Origin of the sequence: Campylobacter sp. RM19072, from assembly GCF_024723485.1 — a bacterium.
GTDB classification, from domain to species: domain Bacteria; phylum Campylobacterota; class Campylobacteria; order Campylobacterales; family Campylobacteraceae; genus Campylobacter; species Campylobacter porcelli.
The window spans coordinates 292,805-310,547 of the sequence record NZ_JANQCU010000001.1 but is presented as its reverse complement, the minus strand read 5'-3'; the positions used below and the strand labels follow the sequence as shown (position 1 = coordinate 310,547).

The window sequence follows — 17,743 nt, the reverse complement described above, 5'->3', positions numbered from 1 at the left end:
GGATTTGTGGCGATGAGAGCCACAAATTAAAATCTTTGTAAAATATCGTAATTTGTATTTCGTTTAGCTGGGAATTCGCCTATATCTTTGATTAGCTCTATCATTTGATCTTGGCTCATTCTATAGCTTGCACCGGCGGCTTTGACTACATTTTCTTCCATCATAGTGCTACCTAGGTCATTAGCACCAAATTTAAGCGCTAATTGTCCTATATATGAGCCTTGGGTTACCCAGCTACTTTGGATATTAGCAAAATTATCTAAAAATAGCCTTGATACTGCTAGTAGTCTTAAATATCTATTTGGAGATTGCTTTTTGATATTTGGTATCTCTTGAATTAGTTTTGTATTAGCTGATTGAAAACTCCATAAAATAAAAGCTCTAAATCCGCTAGTTTCATCTTGGAGATTGCGAATTTTATCTAAATGCTCTACTATCTCCTCATCGCTCTCAACTGTGCCAAACATCATTGTAGCCGTGCTTTTTACCCCAATTTTATGAGCCTCTTTATGTACCTCTAGCCAAGTATCGCTAGAGCACTTCTTAGGTGAGATTATATCGCGAACTCTATCGCTTAATATCTCAGCTCCAGCACCAGGAATGCTATATAATCCAGCATTTTTAAGTCTTGATAAGACTTCGCTAATTGAAATTTTAGAAACTCTAGCTATATAGTCTATCTCCACAGCAGAAAAGCCGTGAATATCGATATTTGGGTATTTTGTGGCGATATGAGAGACTAATTTTTCATACCAATCGATTTTGAGTTTTGGATGGACGCCACCTTGGAAGAGAATTTGCGTCCCGCCAATCTCTATTAGCTCATCAATCTTCTTATCAATCTCATCAAAGCTAAGCAAGTAAGCCTCATCTTCATTAACATGCTTATAAAACGCACAAAATTTACAATCCACCCAGCAAGTATTGGTATAATTAATATTTCTATCTACTATAAAAGTTGTGATTTTATCAGGATGAAGCTCTAATTTTTTAGCGCTTGCCATCTCTCCAAGCTCTCTTAAATCTCCATTTTTGATAAGGTTTAAAGCCTCATCAACGCTTAATCTACTCACGAAAATTCCTTAAATTTTTAGGCGATATTGTATCAAAAAGTGGCAAAATTCAAGCTTATTTATATAAATTTAGCTATAATTTTGGCTTTAAATTTAGCATTAGGTTAGTTGTGAAAAAGTATTACGCATTGCTTTGTTATAAGCCAAATTTGAGAATTTTAAGCTCTATACAATTTATATGTTATTTTGGAATGTGGTTTTCTCATACTGGGATTTTTACCCTTTTGATACAGATGTCAGCTCCTGTGTGGGCTATTACCTTAGCTGCTGCGATGGCCTTTATCCCAAATGTGCTTTTAGCCCCTATAAATGGCGTGATTGTAGATAGATTTAACCCTAAAAATTTAATGATGATAATGCTATTAATAGAGACTATTACCGTTTTTATGCTACTTTTTATAGATGATATTTCTTTGCTTTGGTTGCTTTTTATAATTATTTTTGTGCGTATGGGGGTAGGGGTTGTATATTTTCAAACTGAGATGAGTCTGCTGCCAAATTTAATGAGTAGGAAAAATCTAAAATTAGCAAATGAAATTCACTCCATCATCTGGGCTGTCTCATATACTGCTGGAATGGGGTTAGCTGGGATTTTTATCCACTATTTTGGGATTAAGGCGTCATTTTTGTTTGATTTTGGGCTATATATCTTTGGTATGCTGATTTTAACTCGTTTAAAAGCACCACAAATCATAAAAACCACCACTCAAAATATCCTAAAAATGATGATTGAGGGGTTAAGGTATATTAGATCAAATCCAGTTTTAATACATATAATATTGCTACACTCATTTGTAGGGGTTACGGCCTATGATAATTTAATCGCCCTTATGGCAAAATACGAGTATAAGGAGATTATGAGCATATCATTGATAATTGGATTTATGAATATGACAAGGGCGGTTTCTTTGGTTGTTGGTCCTATGGTTTTGAGCAAATTTACAAATGACAAAACGCTCATATGGCTATTTATTGGTGAATTTTTGGGGATTGGGCTGTGGGCTATTTTGCAGTTTAATTACTATTTGGGGCTTATAGGGCTTGTGGCGGCTGGATTTTGTACCTCTACTTTGTGGTCATATACATTTACAATGTTACAAAATAATTGCGATAAGAGATTTTATGGTAGGGTTATAGCTTATAAAGATATGGTGTATTATTTTATATCTGCTACCATATCTTTTGTGGTTGGACTTTTATATGAAAGTGGTGTGAGTCTAGCTATGATTACATTTTTGATGGCGATGATATTTTTGTTTGGGGCATTTTACTACCTTTATGTATATAGACACTATACTCTTTCATAATATGTACTAGATAGATCAACTACTTTATTATATAGATCGCAATAAGGTACCAAATCAGCATTACCAAAGTAAATTCTACCATATGGCTTTAGGATTTTAGCAAATCTCTCTATAGTTAAAAGTCGATAATTCTCATCAAAGTATATCATCATATTTCTAGATAAAATCACATCAAATTGCCCAAGAGAAAATAGAGAATCATCAAATATATTAATGGTTTTAAACTCTATCATCGGCATTAGATCTTGTTTGATTTGATACTCATTTTCATATTTTTTGAAGTATATCTCTTTTTGCGATTGCCTTAAATTTTTAACAGATCGCTCATTATACACGCCCTCTTTACATTTTTGGATCATTTGCGAGTTGATATCTATCCCGATAATTTTTAATTTATACCTATCTATTCCTATAATTTTAGATAAAATTCCAAGAGAATAGACCTCTTCACCGCTACTACATGGAGCACATAAAATTTTAACGCTATTTGTGCCGATACTAATGTTATTAGCATATTGAATGGCAGAGTTTAGCTGATTTAACTCACGCATAAAATATGTCTCATTTATTGTAATTAAATTTAAAATTTCCTGTCTTAAAGCTCTATCAAATTGAAATTTGCTACATATATCTTTCATACTATCTATATTTTTATTTTTAGCAAAACTAGCTATTTTATTTTTAACTATATCTTTTTTGCTTATTAGGTCATTTCCGCTAAATCTTTTAGCTAGTTCAATAAATTCTAAAATATCATTACTGCTACACTCAAATTCTCTCATACAATAAACCTTTGTAAATTTGTTTTAATCATATCTAAATTGCCAATTTCTAATTTTGGATTTATATCTTTAGCTCTTTTTGGCATTCCATAGACTATGGCTGATTGTTCGTTTTCTGCTATGCATTTAGCTCCAGCTTTATATAATTCATTTAATCCACTAGCTCCATCATCGCCTATACCAGTAAGCAAAATTCCCATCACATCAACGATCCTACATAGTGGTACAGCGGAGTTAAATAGCATATTTACATTTGGGTTATATGTGGTTGTAACTCCGCTTTGATCTATATTTGCCGTTAAAAGCTGATGATTTAGCATTATGCTATTTTGCTCACAAATATAAATTTTATTTTGTAATGTTATTTTATTATTTAGTAGCTCTACGCCTGATTTTAACTCTTGAGCCAACCCATTAGCAAATGAACCAACAAAATTTTTATTCATATGTTGAGCTATAACTACAGAGACATTTGATGGTAAGCTTATACCAGATAGCAACTTCTTTAAATGACCAGGACCACCAGTAGAAGCACCGATTAAGATTAGCTTTTGTTTCAAATTTTGCTCCAAAAATTAGATTGTGCGAAGTATAATATAATTAGGCTTAAAAGCCGTTTTATCTTTTTTAGATATAATTTTGCGATTAAGTTTATTTTAAAATCTGTAAGAAGGTTTATAGATGGTAGAAGACAGCAAAAATCCATATCAAGATATTGATGCGGTTTCTAAGAGTATGGGGGTACCGCCAGAGTATTTGGATTTTGATATTTTAGAGATATTTACTAGTTATAAAAATAATCAACAAGCCGAGTTTGCTCTAGCAGAAGATGTGTCTATTTTTGATGATGATGAGTTTTTCTTAGATGAGAATTTATCCATCATGCAAAGTTATAAGGTTAAATTTTATGATACTAGAGAAGATATTAGACCACACCTTCCAAAGATCACTCTAGGAGCAAATAAATACTCCACAAAGGTAGTAGCAACGATAAAAGAAGATACCTCAGTTAAATATACTCCGACATTTGAAAAAGAGCTGATAAATACAATTTATAAAAAAATGCTTAAGGCTGGATTTTTAATCGATTTAAGATGTAAAGATTTTAAAAAGAGAGTATCTAGGCTAACCTCAATTTTAAGAATAAATGAGATGATAGAAAAATCAGAGACTATTGTTGTAGCTACTGGCATTGATCCAGTGCTATCTATGGATGGTAAATTGCTAGTTTATTATAAAAATAATAATGATGATAGCAATAATGATGATAAAAAAAAGGGTAGAAGAGATATTGATAGGGGATTTTTAAGTGGTGTTATAGAGGGTGATTTGATAATGGAGTATATTAAGCCTACTATTGGCTCTTGTGGGCGTAGCTTAAAAGGGGATATTATCCCAGTAGAAGCTCCTAAAAACACTGAAGAGAATCAAATAATAGTAAGTCAAAATATCAAAGCAGAAGAGAGCGAAGATCATATCAAATATATAGCTCTTAAAAGTGGCTATGTAATTGAAGAGGGTAATAAATATGATATAAAAGAGGAGATAGATGTAGGGTCTGTAAATTTAAAATCTACTGGCTCGATTACTACAAGCTTGGATTCTGATGTTAGGATAAATATTAAAGAGAGTGATTATTTAAGCGATGCTATTGGTAGTGGTATGAAGGTTGAAACTAGCGAGGTTAGAGCTATTGGTAATGTCGCTAAAGATGCAGTAATCAAAGCTAAAAGCGTAGTAATAGAGGGTAATACTCACGCCCAATCAAAAATCTATACACAAGATGCGAATATATCATTACATATGGGTTATTTGGAGTGCGATGAAGCTCATATAGATAGATTAGAAGGTGGTAAGATAAAGGCGAAAAAGGCGTATATAGGTTGTGTTTTAGGTGGCGATATAGAAGCTGATGAGATATATATAAAAACTCTTCACTCAAATTCAGTTATAAGAGCTTCAACCTTAATAAGCATAGATGAGCTAAAGGGCGATAATAATAGATTAATAGTAGATGTAAGTAGTATATTAGATCAAAATGGCGAAGTAACCAAACATCATAAAAAAATCCAAGCCTTAGAAGATGAGCTAAAGGTATTGCCAAAAGATCTAGAGTATAAAAAGAATGTTATAGAGAGTAATAAAAACTCTATAAATATGATAAAAAATAGATTATTAGAGATGAGACAAGAGGGTATTACCCCACCAGCTGCGTTTTTAAATAAATTAAAAGATTTCCAAGGATTAGTAGCTGATTATAATCAAATTTTAAAACGCATAAATTCAAAACAGATAGAGTTAGCTACCTTAAAAGATGAGTTAATTAGTATGGAGAGTATAATCTTTGATGCTAAAATCATAAATAGAGATCGCTGGACTGAGCTAAATGAGATTAAATTTAAATTAATCGAGCCGCCAATTGATATATCATATAGCACTAAAGAGAATGAGATAGCAAGGGTTATGACGCTAAAGGCTGGTATAAATGGATATGAGATAAAAAGGTCAAATGAGCTATGATAAGGGCAATTGAGGGATTAATAACTAAAAAGGAGCCAACAAATATACACATTAAGTGTAGCGGTATCACATACGCAGTAAATATATCGCTATTTACTAGCACTTCATTAAATAAAGGCGATAATGTCGAGTTGCTTATCACCCAAATTATTAGAGAAGATGCGAATTTGCTATATGGATTTTTAAATGAGAGTGAGCAAAGGATTTTTGAATTGCTTTTAAAGGTTAATGGCATTGGGGCTTCTACGGCTATGGCGGTTTGCTCATCTCTAAGCCCAGAGGAGTTTAGCTCAGCTATTATAAATGGTGATGATGGAGTGCTAAAGCGTGTCCCAGGAATAGGCCCAAAGAGTGCTAGAACTCTAATAGCTCAGTTAAGCGATGCTAAATTAGGCGATATAAGTGGCTCAAATAGTATTAGTAGTGAAGCCTTTATGGCGCTTGAGAGCTTAGGCTTTAAACGAGATAAAATAAGTGCAGCTCTATCTAAATGCACCAGTAGCGATACGCCATCTTTGATTAAAGAGGCGCTTAAAATATTATCTTAAAGGTTGGTTATGAATTATGGTATAGTCTTTGGTGGGGCAAGTTGGGAGCATGAGATTAGCATTGTCTCAGCTATAGCTATTAAAAGGGCGTTAAAAGCTAATTTGAAATTTATATTTGTAGATGCTAATAGGGAGTTTTATCTAATCGAGCCTAGCGATATGAGGGCTAATTTTTTCAGCTCTAAAAAGTATAAAAAGTGTAAAAAACTATATTTAAAAGATGGTGGTTTCATCACTCATAATATCTTTGGCGTTAAGAGTATTGGGGTGGATTGTTATATAAATTTAATTCACGGATGCGATGGCGAAGATGGCAAGATAGCTGGGCTATTTGAGTTTTACTCTCTTAAATTTATAGGCCCACGACTTGAGGCTAGTGTGATGAGCTACTCAAAGGTTTTAACTAAATTTTTAGCCTTAAAATGCGGTGTTAAAACGCTTAAATACGAGGTGATAACTAGAGGTCAAAAGCCAAATTTAAGCTTGCCATATATCCTAAAGCCTTCGCACCTTGGAAGTAGCATTGGGGTAAGCGTGGTATCTAGCCAAAAAGAGCTAGATTATGCTTTGGATGTGGGGTTTGAGTTTGATAAAGAGATTTTGGTTGAGCCATTTATAGATTGTGTTAGAGAGTTTAATTTAGCTGGATTTATGAGTGATAATGGGCTTGAGCTATCTATAATCGAAGAGCCAAAAAAGGATAAAATGCTAGATTTTAATCAAAAATATATGAGTTTTTCAAGTTCAAATTCACAAGAAGCTGATATTAGCGATAAGATTAAAGATAAGATTAAAGAGGCATTTAATAGGATTTATATCGGTGGTGGCTTTGATGGGGCGATCATTAGATGCGATTTTTTTGTTATTGATGATGAGGTCTATCTAAATGAGATAAATCCAAATCCAGGTAGCTTAGCAAACTATCTATTTAGCGACTTTACAAGCTCTATAAATCGCTTAGCAAATAGTGTAAAAATAGAGAGAAAAATCCCAGTTGATTATAAATATATCAACTCAATCACAAGCAATAAGGGTAAATTAGCCTAAATTTAAATGGCCTTTTGGCTATTTAAATTTGCCTTAATTCATCGCTATTAAAGTTAGTTTTATGTATAATTTTACATAAAACCATGCATCAAGGAATATAGATGGCAAAATTTAGCAAAGATGAGATCTATACTGCTACACAGGTTGTAAGAAATTTTAGCTCGATTTTGAGCGATATTTCACAAGCTAAGATGAAGCGTGCATTTATACTAAAAAATAATCGCTTTGAAGCTGTGCTTTTAAATATGGATGAGTATGAGAGATTAAGCGAAGCTGTAACCTTGCTAGAAGCGATTTATAATAAGAAAAAAGAGAGCTAAGATGGCGGTAAAACAGATAGAGTATAATGGATTAAAGTATGAGTTAAGCTACGAAATTTTAGGGCAAAATAGCGGTAAAAATATCCTAATCCTACACGGCTGGGGAGCAAATAAGGAGCTGATGAAAAGGGCATTTAGTAGATATTTTGATGATTATAATTGTGTATATTTAGATCTCCCTGGATTTGGGCTTAGTAGCCATTTAGAAGTAGCGCTTAATAGTCGTGATTATGCTAATATTGTAAGTAAATTTAGTAGTATGCTAGGATTTGAGTTTGATGCTATTATGGGGCATAGCTTTGGTGGGAAGGTAGCTACACTTTTAGAGCCAAAAAATTTAATCTTGCTTAGTAGTGCTGGGATAATCCATAAAAAGCGTCTTAGTGTTCGATTTAAGATAGCTATTTTTAAGCTTTTAAAGCGTTTTGGATTTAGTAGATTTTGGAGATTTTTTGCTACTAAAGATGTGAATAATATGAGTAAGATTATGTATGAGACGCTAAAGAGCGTTGTAGATGAGGATTTTAGCTCCATTTTTGCTAATCTTAACTCAAATTCTCTTATATTTTGGGGGATTAGCGATGATGCGACGCCACTTAGTAGTGGGAAAAAGATTGCTAGTTTGATTAAAAATAGCAAATTTTACCCACTTGAAGGCGATCACTTTTTTTTCTTAAATAATGCTAAATTTATATCTCAAACCATATCTAAGGAGCTAAAGTGAGTATATTCTTGGTGCTGGCTAAATTTATCTTTGTTATGACTCTTGGATACTATTTTATTAGTGCGTTTCAGTGGTTTAATTATAAGATTAAAAGGGTGATTTTTCACTATACTAAGCCGATGTGGCATATATATTTTATCATTTTACCGCTATTTTTGATAGCTATTTTTGATAATTTTATATATCAAATTTCAATTACTATTTTGTATCTGATAGCTACTATTTTTTGGGCTTATAAATTAGATAAAAGGGTTGTGATAACTGCTAGGGTGAAGAGATTTTTTGCTTTTTTGATTGTTGGATTTGGGCTTTTTATCTTTTGTCCTTATAGTGGGAATTGGCTTTTTCATACGATTTTTAGCTTGATTTTTGCCATTTTATTTAGCACTCTTAGCGAAAAAATAGTAGCTATTTGGTATAAAAATCAAGCCATCTCAAAGCTAAAATCTATGCCAAATTTAAAAATTATCTTAGTGACAGCTAGTTTTGGCAAGACTAGTATTAAGAATTTTATCTATGATATCGCTAATGGGGAGCTTAAAACTCATAAGACCCCACGAAGCGTAAATACTTTGCTTGGGATCATTCGTGATATTAATGATAATTTAAGCAGTGATGTGGAGCTTTATATAGTTGAAGCTGGGGCTAGACTTAGTGGCGATATAGATGAGATTGCTAAATTTATAAATCCGCAGATTGTGATTATAGGGCAGATTGGTGGGGCGCATTTAGAGTATTTTGGCTCACTTGATAGGGTAAGGGCTGTAAAGTTAGAGGCGTTAAACTCAAATAGACTTAAGACTTGTATAGCTCACAGCTCTACAAATTTAAAAGATAAAGCCATAATCTACGATGAGCTAGTAAGTGGGGTTAGAAGCACCCTTGATGGGGTTTGGTTTGATATGAGCTTAGATGGGGTAAAAAGGCATTTTAGTGCGAATTTGCTTGGTGAGTTTAATAGCTATAATCTTGCCGCTGCGATTTTGGCTTGTAAGGCTGCTGGGGTTAAAAATATAAATTTAGATAGCATAAAAAGCGTAGAGCATAGACTTCAAAGGATTGATGCTAATGGCAAGGTAATTATCGATGATAGCTTTAATGGAAATTTAAATGGTATGCTAGCTAGTTATAAGCTTGTAAGTGAGTTTAAAGGAAGAAAAATTATATTAACACCAGGTATTATAGAGGGTGGAAGTGGCGTAAATATCGAGCTTTCAAAGGCTATAGATGATGTTTTTGATATTTTGGTAATTACAAGTGCTTTAAATGAAAATGAGCTAACAAAGTATATTAAAAAAGCTAAGATTGTAAGATTATTTGATAAGTCTAAAATGGGTGAGTTTTTATCATCAAATACTATGAGTGGGGATTTAATCTTATTTAGTAATGATGCTCCGAGCTTTGTATAATGGGGTTAATTGCAATTTTTTTGCGGATCTGCTATGCTTATTAGAGCAGTGATTGGGGCGATATTTATATGGATGCACTCGCCATTTTTATGGGTTAGGCGGATTTTACAAGTGGAGGTGATTAAATTTTGAGTGGAGTTAGAGCTACTTTTTGGATTGCCTTTATATGGTCTTCCAAGATTATCAAAGCTAATTCTAGTTGAATTATAGTAGCTACACCCATCTAAAAGCTCCACATTAGATATATTAAATTTACTCATCAAATCTAGCTCATCAGTTGGGTTTATACTACTTATCCCAGCGTGTGAGATGGCTAGAACCTTGGTTGGATTTAGCGGATTTTTGGCTACTTCATAGCCATCTGGACTTCCGCTATATTTGCCACTATCGCTAAATACAGCATAGTGTAAGACGCTTTTTTTATCGATTGTTTTTATAAAGTATATTTGCCACCTGCCTTTAAACCAATCTTTATCATCTTGATTAAATTTATCATCTATCAAAGCTAGATATTGAGTATATCTAAGATGAAACGCTACTTGATTTACAGCTCTTAATAGTTCATCATTTTTGAAATTTATAGTTGTGATGGATATAAATATACCAATTATTATCATAACAATTATAAGCTCAAGAATACTAAAAGCTTTTATTTTTTGCATAGGTAGAATGTGGCGATGGTTTTATTAAATTTAGATATTTTAATATTTTTACAAGATTTTTGATATTTTTGGCTTAATTTATACTCTTTGCCATTTTCAATACCATAAAATTTAAGCCGAAGTGATAGGATTGAATTTGTGCTAACGCTCGTTATACCCATCTTTTTTAGCTCATTTGCTAACTCTTTTACAATATCATATTTATAGGCAAAGTGATTGCTTGGTTTATCCAAAAATAGATATAGATATTGATGAAATATTATAGTTAGGCTATTTATAGCTAAGGTAGCTAGGACTACTATAGTTGCTATTTTGTGTGTTGTTCTAAATTGTGGAAGTCTTGAGCGATATGAAGCAAAAAATGTCCGTACCATAACAGGCACGAAAATCACACAAAATGGCAAGAATATCTCCAATTCTACCCTTTGTCTCATAGAGATTAGCATACACACACCAATGGCAGTCGTGCTAATAAACCATAAAAAACTCTTATTTTCTTTAATGGCGATTCTATATAAAGTGTATATAAAATATATAAAAAGCAAAGGAGAAAAAACCGCAGCAAATACCGCCATAGAATCTAAAAAATACCCCCGTGGCTTGCCACTAGCATCAAAGTCATTTAGATAATACCAAGCGATACAAAATATTACCCCAAGGATTGTCATTTTTTTATCTCTATTAAATACTCCAAATAGCATAATAGCAAGATATAAGGCGATAAATGGCTCACTAAATAGCAAGGTTATGGCTAGAGTTAGGCTCATTAGAATTCTCTTAGAGTGTTGCTCTAGAAGGATTATGATGAGTGTAAGAAATATAGCAATGCTCTCTTGGTTGATGATAAGAGCGCTTACTAATACCCCAGGCAAAAACATATATAAAATAGCAGCTATCACGCAATCGCTTTGTCGTTTTAAAATCTTTAAAGAGATGGCGTAGATAAGGAGTGAATTGGCTATATGTAAGGTTAAAAACACTGCCCTAAGCATAGTCTCATTGCTATTAAAAATAGAGCTAATATAGCGTAGTATTGCTCCTAAATTTGAGTTACTATAGTAAATTTGAGCCTCATAATAGCTAATGCTTAATCCACTTAGGCTAAAAATTAAAAGAGATAGGTTTAAAATGAGTGCTCCAAAGAGCCAATATATATTAATTTTTAATATCACGAATCACCATTATAAATATCAACGAAATCAAGCTAACACCACTAATAAACCACAATAACGCACTCCAACCAAAAGGCATATATATAAATCCAGGCACAAAGCTACCAAGCGCACCGCCAAAATAGTAAAAGCTCACATATAATCCATTTGAAATTCCCTTATGAGAAATTGCCATTTTGTTTATAAAGCCACTAGCAATTGAGTGAGATATAAAGTTGCCAAGGCAAAATATCACCATAGCTATAAAAATCCACTCAAAGCTATCTACTCTAAAAATTTGAATAGCGATGATTAGTATGATTATTCCAGCGGTTATAGCCTTGATTGAGCCGCCAAAAAAGGCTACTATTTTTTTAGTATTAAATGCCACCAATACGCCAACTAAATAGCCTATATATAGCATTCCAGCCTTTGATGAGCTATACTCATTATCTATTTTAGCTAGCTCAAATGGAATGAAATTTAGCATTGCTTGAAATGTAAAAAATATCCCAAAAATCATTAAAAATATATATAGATTGTGTCTAGTTTTTAGCGTGTGGATTATATCTACTAGGCGTGGTTTGAGATAACTAGCTTTAATATTTTGGCTAAATTTAAGCAAAAGCATTGAAGCGATTATAGCTACACAACCAATTATAAAAAAAAACACCCTCCACCCAAAAATATCAGTAAAAAATCCGCTAAGCGCTCTACCCATAAATCCACCAATTATAGTCACTCCAATATACACGCCAATGGCATTTGCGACACTCTCTTTAGATGAAATTTGGCTGATATAGCTCATAATTCCTGTTAGTACCGCAGGGATTAGTAATCCTTGAAATCCACGAATATTTAAAAGCAAAAAATATGAGTGGGTAAAACTAAAGATAATCTCGCTAATTCCAAGAAGTAAAAATGCTATAACCAATATGCTTTTTATCTGAATTTTCTCAAGCAAATAGCCATAAAATATCCCCGCAAACGCTAGTGGAGTCATGATCGCAGTGGTAAATAGAGCAGCCTGGGTCTTAGAGATACCAAGCTGACTTTCAAAGATAGGTCCAATAGGCTGAGTTGCGTATAAGATGCATAGAGTTAGCCCTGTGCAAAAATAATATAGCAAAATCTCAGCTTGTTTCATTGTCTAATCCAAACTCAAATCCCAAAAAAACTCTATCCAATCATCAGCTTCTCTAATACTAAAATTTGGTATTATAAGGGCTTTTGGCTTATAAAATATAGTTGCTATGCAAAGTTGTAAATTTGGATATAGCTTATTAATCTCTTTTTTGATAGCTACCAAAGTCTCGCCACTATCTACAATATCATCAGTGATTAAAACTTTTTTAAATTTGCTTAAATCTGGAATATTGTATATTTCAATAGTATCTAGCTTTTTGGTTTTTTCATAATGAATGGAATTTAAGCTAAAGCAATCTCTAATATCTAGCCCATTTGCTAAAAAATGAGCTAGAGTAAGTCCGCCTCTAGCTATACCTAAGATCGCATCTGGATTAAAATCACTTTTGATTTTTTTAGCTAGTATTTTAACATCTTGCTCAAATGAGCTAAAACTATAATACTTCACCTTTAGCCTCCAATTATGGATTGAAATAGATCTGGCATAGAGCTAGCAGCGAAGGCAAATAGACTAATCACAGCTAGGGTAATCACGCCTAAATTTAGATCTTCCCATCTTCTTAATGCTAGTTTGACAATAAAATATGAGATAAATCCAACGCTTAATCCAATGGTAATAGAGTAGGTAAGTGGCATTAAAATTACGGTTAAAAATGTAGATACGCAAATAGCTGGGTCTTTATAATTTATCTTGCCAAGTTCGCTAAACATCAAAATCCCCACCATCACAAGCACTGGATATATCGCATTAGCAGGAATGGCACCAAATAGCGGCAAGAAAAATAGGGTAAATATAAAGAAAATTCCGATAAATACAGCCGTAAGCCCAGTTCTACCACCAGCTTCTACTCCACTTGCACTCTCAGCAAATGCAGTTATAGTGCTAGTTCCTATAGTGGCTCCAGCCATACTAGCAATAGCATCACTTTCTAAATTTCTAGCTAGTTTTTTCTCTCCTTCAGAGCTACTAAATAGATTAGCTCTATTTCCAACCCCAGTAAGAGTGCCAATACTATCAAATAGATGAGTTACAAATAGTGTTAAAACAGCTGGAAGTAGAGAAATTTGAAGTGCTGAAAATATATCAAGCTCACCAAAAATAGGAGCAATGCTAACTGGCATTGAAACTATGCTTTGTGGAATTTTATAAATTCCAAATACCCAAGCAGTTATTGAAGTAATAGCAATAGCTAGCACAAATCCACCACGAATTTTCAAAGCCCAAAATATAATCATAAGTATAACGCCTATTAATCCGATTAAAACCTTAGGATCTGCTACATTGCCTATTGCTACTTTGGTTGATGGGCTTGAGACTATAAGCCCCATTTGCGATAAGCCAATAAAGCATATAAAAGCACCAATACCAGCACTTATAGCACACCTTAAATCTAGTGGGATATTTTTGATAATCCAAAGGCGAAAATTAGTAAAACTTAAAATAGTAAATACCGCAGAGCTAATAAATATAGCCCCAAGTGCGGTTTGCCATGGAATTTGCATACCAATTACCATACTATAGGTAAAATAGGCATTTAACCCCATTCCAGTGCTTAGTGCTACAGGGGTGTTAGCCCATAATCCATTAAAAATCGTTGCGATAATGGTAATGAGCGCCGTAGCTACTAATAAAGCATCTTTTGGCATACCAGCATCACTTAGTATCAAAGCATTAACGGGGACAATGTATAACATAGCCAAAAATGTCGTAAGAGCCGCATTTAACTCAGTTTTTATGGTTGTGCCATTTTGTTTTAGTTTAAATATATCCATAAGATTTTCCTAATTGTATGTTTTAAGTTCATTATATAGACTATCTCTTTCTACGGGTATAAAACCGCTTGTTTGGATAAGTTCTATAAATTCTTTTTGACTTTTGCCATTTTTGCTAGCTGCTCCAGCGCTACTTTGAATACTTTCATTTTCTATAGTGCCATCTAAATCATCAGCACCAAATTCTTGTGCTATTAGAGCTAAATTCAAAGTAGAAGTGGCCCAATAAGCCTTAATATGGTTGATATTATCAAGTAAAATTCTGCTAATTGCCATTGTCTTTAATATCTCAACCGAGCCTAAAAATGGGATATTTTTAAGATAATTATTATCTCTTTGATAGACTAGCGGGATAAAAGCGTTAAAGCCGCCACCATTATTTAACGCAAGTGAGCGATCTTGCAGTGAGCGAATTCTAAGAATATGATCTATCCTATGCTCTTTACTCTCTATATGACCAAAGAGCATTGTAGCATTGCTTTGGCGACCTTTTTGGTGCCAAAGGGAGTGGATTTTAAGCCAGTTATCGCTACTTACTTTGCCTTTACAAATCTCAGATCTAATCCCTTCATCAAAGATCTCAGCCCCACCTCCTGGCATACTATCTACTCCATACTCAATCATCTTTTCTATCACTTCTTCATAGCTTAGATTATGCTTTCTATGGAGATAATCCACTTCAGCTGCCGTGAGTGCTTTTATATGTAAATTTGGATATTTATCTTTTATCATTTTAAATATCTCTAAATACCATTGCCACGATACATTTGGATTGTGAGCTGAGACTATGTGTATCTCTTTTGCTCCATTTAAGACGCTTCTATCCACTGCTTGTATAATCTGCTCATAGCTCATTGTATAGCTCTTCTCAGCATTTTGACGATGAGATGAGAAGGCACAGAATTTACACACATCAGCACATAAATTTGTCGGATTTATATGGCGATTGATATTAAAATATACCTTTTTACCATTTTTTGTCTCTCGTATTTTGTTGGCATATTTACCAAGAGTAAATAGCTCCAAATCATAAAGCTTAATAGCATCGTCAAATTCTAATCTTTGGTTATTTTCTAATTTTTCTATTAAATTCATAATCAACTCTACTTAAAAAATGAAACTCAAATTATATGCTAAAGTGACTTAAAAAGCTTTTATTTATGGTAAATTTTAGTCTAATATCACATTTGTCTCTTTGCTTTTTGTATTCTTTATCTCCACTTTAGCTGGTGTTAAATAACCATTTTCTACCATTAATTCAACTGTGGAGCGAAATATTGGCAATGCACTCCATGATGCGTAATAGTATGGATATGGTCTCATAGGCTCACGCACTAGCACCCCAATGGTATATTCTTTGCCATTAGCATCACGCACAAAGCCAAAGAAATTAGCATTATATCTCTTATCACTATATCCGCCACTTGCTGCTATATGAGCGGTGCCAGTTTTACCACCTATTATAAGACCTGGAATTTGCGTTTTTCTAGCGGTGCCATTTGGACTTTCTACTACTTTTACTAGGATATCTTTCATCTTTTGAGCGCTCTCTTTGGGTAAGACTTGGGTTTGCTCTTGCTCTTTATATTTGTATGCTTTGGAGTCTTTTTCTAGGTGATTTACTATGCGTGGAGTTATCATTATACCATCATTTGTGATGGCGTTATAAGCGGTTAAAAGCTGCATAAATGTAGCTTGAACGCCATAGCCATAGCTTAAAGTGGATTTATATACTTTATTTTTTAATTTTGATATAGATGGCATAATGCCTACTTGCTCGTAGCTTAAATCTATCCCTGTTTTTCTAGAAAAACCAAAATCCAAAAGTCCATTATATAGCTCAAATTCATTTAATCTATCTACGATTTGTATCATACCGACATTAGAAGATTCTACTATAATATCTTGAGCGCTTAGCTTATCATTTTTATGACTATCAGTGATAACTCTTTTGCCTAGTTTATACTTACCGCCATATACATCTATTATCTCTAATGGATCTATTTTACCAGCTTTTAAGAGTAGGGCAAATATAAATGGCTTCATAACAGAGCCCATCTCATATGCATATTCGCTTGCGGTTGAATTTAGTGCTTGGTAATCTTTTTTAGTTATATTTGATGGGTTGTATCTTGAGGTGGATACTAGAGATATTATAGCTCCAGTTTTAGCATCCATCACCCCTATAATTACCTCTTTTGCTATTAGCTCATTCATTTTTGCAGTTGCCATTTTTTCTAAGATTTTTTGGAGTTTTAAAGGGATATTTAGCACGACATTATAGCCATCAATGCGGCGTGAGAGCTCTGCGTCTTTGCTTAATATAATTGTATTTGCTAAATCCCTTGGCCCTTTGGTTAGCTCATCTTGAGTAGAAGAGAGTAGGTTGTCATATATTTTTTCAATACCTTTTACCCCTTCAACCTTGGTAATCCCATCAATCTCTATCTTTTTTATATAGCCAATAGTTGGAGTTAGAGCATCACTTGCCATATATAGCCTTTTCTCTCCGCTTTCTACTATACTCATTCCTTGAGTGGAGACTATACCTGTTTTTGGATCTTGATAGGCTATAAAAACTTTGCTTCTATATAGCTTTCTAGCTAACTCTTTTAGATATGCAGCACCCTTAGCGTCAATCTCATATGAGAGGGTAACTAACCCCTTTTTGGCTAAGATTTTTCGAATTTTTTTAGGATCATCGCCACTATATAGAGTATATAGCTTTATAAATAGCTCTTTTTTATTTGGATCGATATTTCTAGTATCAACCATAGCTTTAAATAGCTTTTGGCTACTTGCTAGGTTAAATCCATCTTGGCTTAAGATAGATCCACGCATTGCACTTGTGTAGTCGCTACTTTGGAGTTTTGGAAGTCTTCTTTCTATACTGGAGCGATAAAATATAACCGTTAAAAATATAAAAATACCAAGTATTATTAATACAAATACTATATAAACCTTACTTTGGCTACTATTTTGATTCATTATAGCTGTGTTCTTGCTATCTCTTTATATGCACTTATAGCTTTATTTCTAACCTCTAGCATTAATTTCATACTAGTCTCTGCTTTGCCGATTGCTATTGCTGCTTGGTGGAGATCCTTTACCTCTCCTGTGGCTAGATCAGCTACAGCTTTATCAGCTTTTTGCTGGACATCATTTAACTCGCCTAGAGTTTTATTTAATATATCAGAAAAGCTTTGGTCTGTTAAATTTGTATTTTTACTATTTTTTTGCTCTATTTGGTTTAAATTTGATATGTTATTAATATTCATCTA

At 33.4% G+C, this 17,743-nt stretch carries 18 protein-coding genes; 7 read left to right on the top strand and 11 right to left on the bottom strand.

Annotated elements, in window-relative coordinates:
• Positions 1–26: 26 nt before the first annotated feature.
• The gene (locus tag CSUIS19072_RS01625) at positions 27–1,073 is read right to left on the bottom strand and encodes a dehypoxanthine futalosine cyclase (protein WP_086236825.1); all 1,047 of its coding nucleotides are present in this window, start codon (positions 1,071–1,073) and stop codon (positions 27–29) included.
• A gap of 110 nt (positions 1,074–1,183) precedes the next feature.
• Between CSUIS19072_RS01625 and CSUIS19072_RS01620 the strand changes: the two genes are divergently transcribed.
• Entirely contained in the window at positions 1,184–2,380 is a 1,197-nt protein-coding gene (locus tag CSUIS19072_RS01620; protein ID WP_086236824.1) for an MFS transporter, read from the top strand.
• Here CSUIS19072_RS01620 and CSUIS19072_RS01615 read toward each other — a convergent pair.
• The gene (locus CSUIS19072_RS01615; RefSeq protein WP_086236823.1) at positions 2,365–3,162 is read right to left on the bottom strand and encodes a CheR family methyltransferase; all 798 of its coding nucleotides are present in this window, start codon (positions 3,160–3,162) and stop codon (positions 2,365–2,367) included. The two genes, CSUIS19072_RS01620 and CSUIS19072_RS01615, sit on opposite strands and share 16 nt — an antisense overlap.
• Positions 3,159–3,722, bottom strand: a complete 564-nt coding sequence (locus CSUIS19072_RS01610; RefSeq protein ID WP_086236822.1) for a CheB methylesterase domain-containing protein — start codon at positions 3,720–3,722, stop codon at positions 3,159–3,161. The genes CSUIS19072_RS01615 and CSUIS19072_RS01610 overlap by 4 nt, the downstream gene beginning before the upstream one ends.
• A 121-nt stretch (positions 3,723–3,843) precedes the next feature.
• On the opposite strand from CSUIS19072_RS01610, the gene CSUIS19072_RS01605 reads away from it, so the two are divergent.
• From CSUIS19072_RS01605 to CSUIS19072_RS01580, 6 genes are all read left to right on the top strand, one after another.
• Positions 3,844–5,682 carry a flagellar assembly protein A gene (locus CSUIS19072_RS01605; RefSeq protein ID WP_086236821.1) on the top strand — a complete coding sequence of 613 codons (1,839 nt, stop codon included), beginning with the start codon at positions 3,844–3,846 and terminating at the stop codon, positions 5,680–5,682.
• Positions 5,679–6,230: a Holliday junction branch migration protein RuvA gene (gene ruvA, locus CSUIS19072_RS01600; protein WP_086292533.1), complete on the top strand. Its 552-nt coding sequence runs from the start codon at positions 5,679–5,681 to the stop codon at positions 6,228–6,230. The genes CSUIS19072_RS01605 and ruvA overlap by 4 nt, the downstream gene beginning before the upstream one ends.
• Before the next feature lie 9 nt (positions 6,231–6,239).
• On the top strand, positions 6,240–7,277 hold the full coding sequence (locus CSUIS19072_RS01595) for a D-alanine--D-alanine ligase (RefSeq protein ID WP_086292535.1): 1,038 nt from the start codon (positions 6,240–6,242) through the stop codon (positions 7,275–7,277).
• A 101-nt stretch (positions 7,278–7,378) separates the two neighbouring features.
• Positions 7,379–7,597 (top strand): prevent-host-death protein, encoded by a 219-nt coding sequence (locus tag CSUIS19072_RS01590; protein ID WP_086236818.1) that lies wholly within the window; start codon positions 7,379–7,381, stop codon positions 7,595–7,597.
• Between the two features lies 1 nt (position 7,598).
• Complete coding sequence (locus tag CSUIS19072_RS01585) at positions 7,599–8,321, top strand: alpha/beta fold hydrolase (protein ID WP_086292537.1); 723 nt, start codon at positions 7,599–7,601, stop codon at positions 8,319–8,321.
• A complete protein-coding gene (locus CSUIS19072_RS01580) occupies positions 8,318–9,730 on the top strand; it encodes a Mur ligase family protein (protein ID WP_180380990.1) in 1,413 nt (470 codons plus the stop codon). The genes CSUIS19072_RS01585 and CSUIS19072_RS01580 overlap by 4 nt, the downstream gene beginning before the upstream one ends.
• A gap of 5 nt (positions 9,731–9,735) precedes the next feature.
• Here the strand turns inward: CSUIS19072_RS01580 and CSUIS19072_RS01575 are convergent, their stop codons facing one another.
• The 8 genes from CSUIS19072_RS01575 to fliE all read right to left on the bottom strand — a co-directional run bounded on the left by CSUIS19072_RS01575 (position 9,736) and on the right by fliE (position 17,740).
• Positions 9,736–10,347: a hypothetical protein gene (locus CSUIS19072_RS01575; RefSeq protein ID WP_337212023.1), complete on the bottom strand. Its 612-nt coding sequence runs from the start codon at positions 10,345–10,347 to the stop codon at positions 9,736–9,738.
• 32 nt (positions 10,348–10,379) lie between these two features.
• Positions 10,380–11,564 (bottom strand): hypothetical protein, encoded by a 1,185-nt coding sequence (locus tag CSUIS19072_RS01570; protein ID WP_180380991.1) that lies wholly within the window; start codon positions 11,562–11,564, stop codon positions 10,380–10,382.
• Positions 11,548–12,690, bottom strand: a complete 1,143-nt coding sequence (locus CSUIS19072_RS01565; protein ID WP_086292541.1) for an MFS transporter — start codon at positions 12,688–12,690, stop codon at positions 11,548–11,550. Before CSUIS19072_RS01565 ends, CSUIS19072_RS01570 begins: the two co-directional genes overlap by 17 nt.
• Before the next feature lie 3 nt (positions 12,691–12,693).
• Positions 12,694–13,137: a phosphoribosyltransferase gene (locus tag CSUIS19072_RS01560; RefSeq protein ID WP_086236814.1), complete on the bottom strand. Its 444-nt coding sequence runs from the start codon at positions 13,135–13,137 to the stop codon at positions 12,694–12,696.
• 2 nt (positions 13,138–13,139) lie between these two features.
• Positions 13,140–14,462, bottom strand: coding sequence for an NCS2 family permease (locus CSUIS19072_RS01555; protein ID WP_086292543.1), 1,323 nt, complete (start codon positions 14,460–14,462; stop codon positions 13,140–13,142).
• 9 nt (positions 14,463–14,471) lie between these two features.
• Positions 14,472–15,560 (bottom strand): aminofutalosine synthase MqnE, encoded by a 1,089-nt coding sequence (gene mqnE / locus CSUIS19072_RS01550; RefSeq protein ID WP_236845259.1) that lies wholly within the window; start codon positions 15,558–15,560, stop codon positions 14,472–14,474.
• 72 nt (positions 15,561–15,632) lie between these two features.
• Positions 15,633–17,450 carry a peptidoglycan D,D-transpeptidase FtsI family protein gene (locus CSUIS19072_RS01545; RefSeq protein ID WP_086236811.1) on the bottom strand — a complete coding sequence of 606 codons (1,818 nt, stop codon included), beginning with the start codon at positions 17,448–17,450 and terminating at the stop codon, positions 15,633–15,635.
• On the bottom strand, positions 17,450–17,740 hold the full coding sequence (fliE, locus tag CSUIS19072_RS01540; RefSeq protein WP_086236810.1) for a flagellar hook-basal body complex protein FliE: 291 nt from the start codon (positions 17,738–17,740) through the stop codon (positions 17,450–17,452). Before fliE ends, CSUIS19072_RS01545 begins: the two co-directional genes overlap by 1 nt.
• Between the last annotated feature and the right edge of the window lie 3 nt (positions 17,741–17,743).

Bases quoted from the DNA above. Each gene is read 5' to 3' on its own strand.
- CSUIS19072_RS01545 (WP_086236811.1), bottom strand. From the start codon at position 17,450: ATGAATCAAAATAGTAGCCAAAGTAAGGTTTATATAGTATTTGTATTA.
- CSUIS19072_RS01555 (WP_086292543.1), bottom strand. From the start codon at position 14,462: ATGGATATATTTAAACTAAAACAAAATGGCACAACCATAAAAACTGAG.
- fliE (WP_086236810.1), bottom strand. From the start codon at position 17,740: ATGAATATTAATAACATATCAAATTTAAACCAAATAGAGCAAAAAAAT.
- CSUIS19072_RS01605 (WP_086236821.1), top strand. From the start codon at position 3,844: ATGGTAGAAGACAGCAAAAATCCATATCAAGATATTGATGCGGTTTCT.
- CSUIS19072_RS01615 (WP_086236823.1), bottom strand. From the start codon at position 3,162: ATGAGAGAATTTGAGTGTAGCAGTAATGATATTTTAGAATTTATTGAA.
- CSUIS19072_RS01585 (WP_086292537.1), top strand. From the start codon at position 7,599: ATGGCGGTAAAACAGATAGAGTATAATGGATTAAAGTATGAGTTAAGC.
- CSUIS19072_RS01575 (WP_337212023.1), bottom strand. From the start codon at position 10,347: ATGATAATAATTGGTATATTTATATCCATCACAACTATAAATTTCAAA.
- CSUIS19072_RS01565 (WP_086292541.1), bottom strand. From the start codon at position 12,690: ATGAAACAAGCTGAGATTTTGCTATATTATTTTTGCACAGGGCTAACT.
- CSUIS19072_RS01590 (WP_086236818.1), top strand. From the start codon at position 7,379: ATGGCAAAATTTAGCAAAGATGAGATCTATACTGCTACACAGGTTGTA.
- CSUIS19072_RS01595 (WP_086292535.1), top strand. From the start codon at position 6,240: ATGAATTATGGTATAGTCTTTGGTGGGGCAAGTTGGGAGCATGAGATT.
- ruvA (WP_086292533.1), top strand. From the start codon at position 5,679: ATGATAAGGGCAATTGAGGGATTAATAACTAAAAAGGAGCCAACAAAT.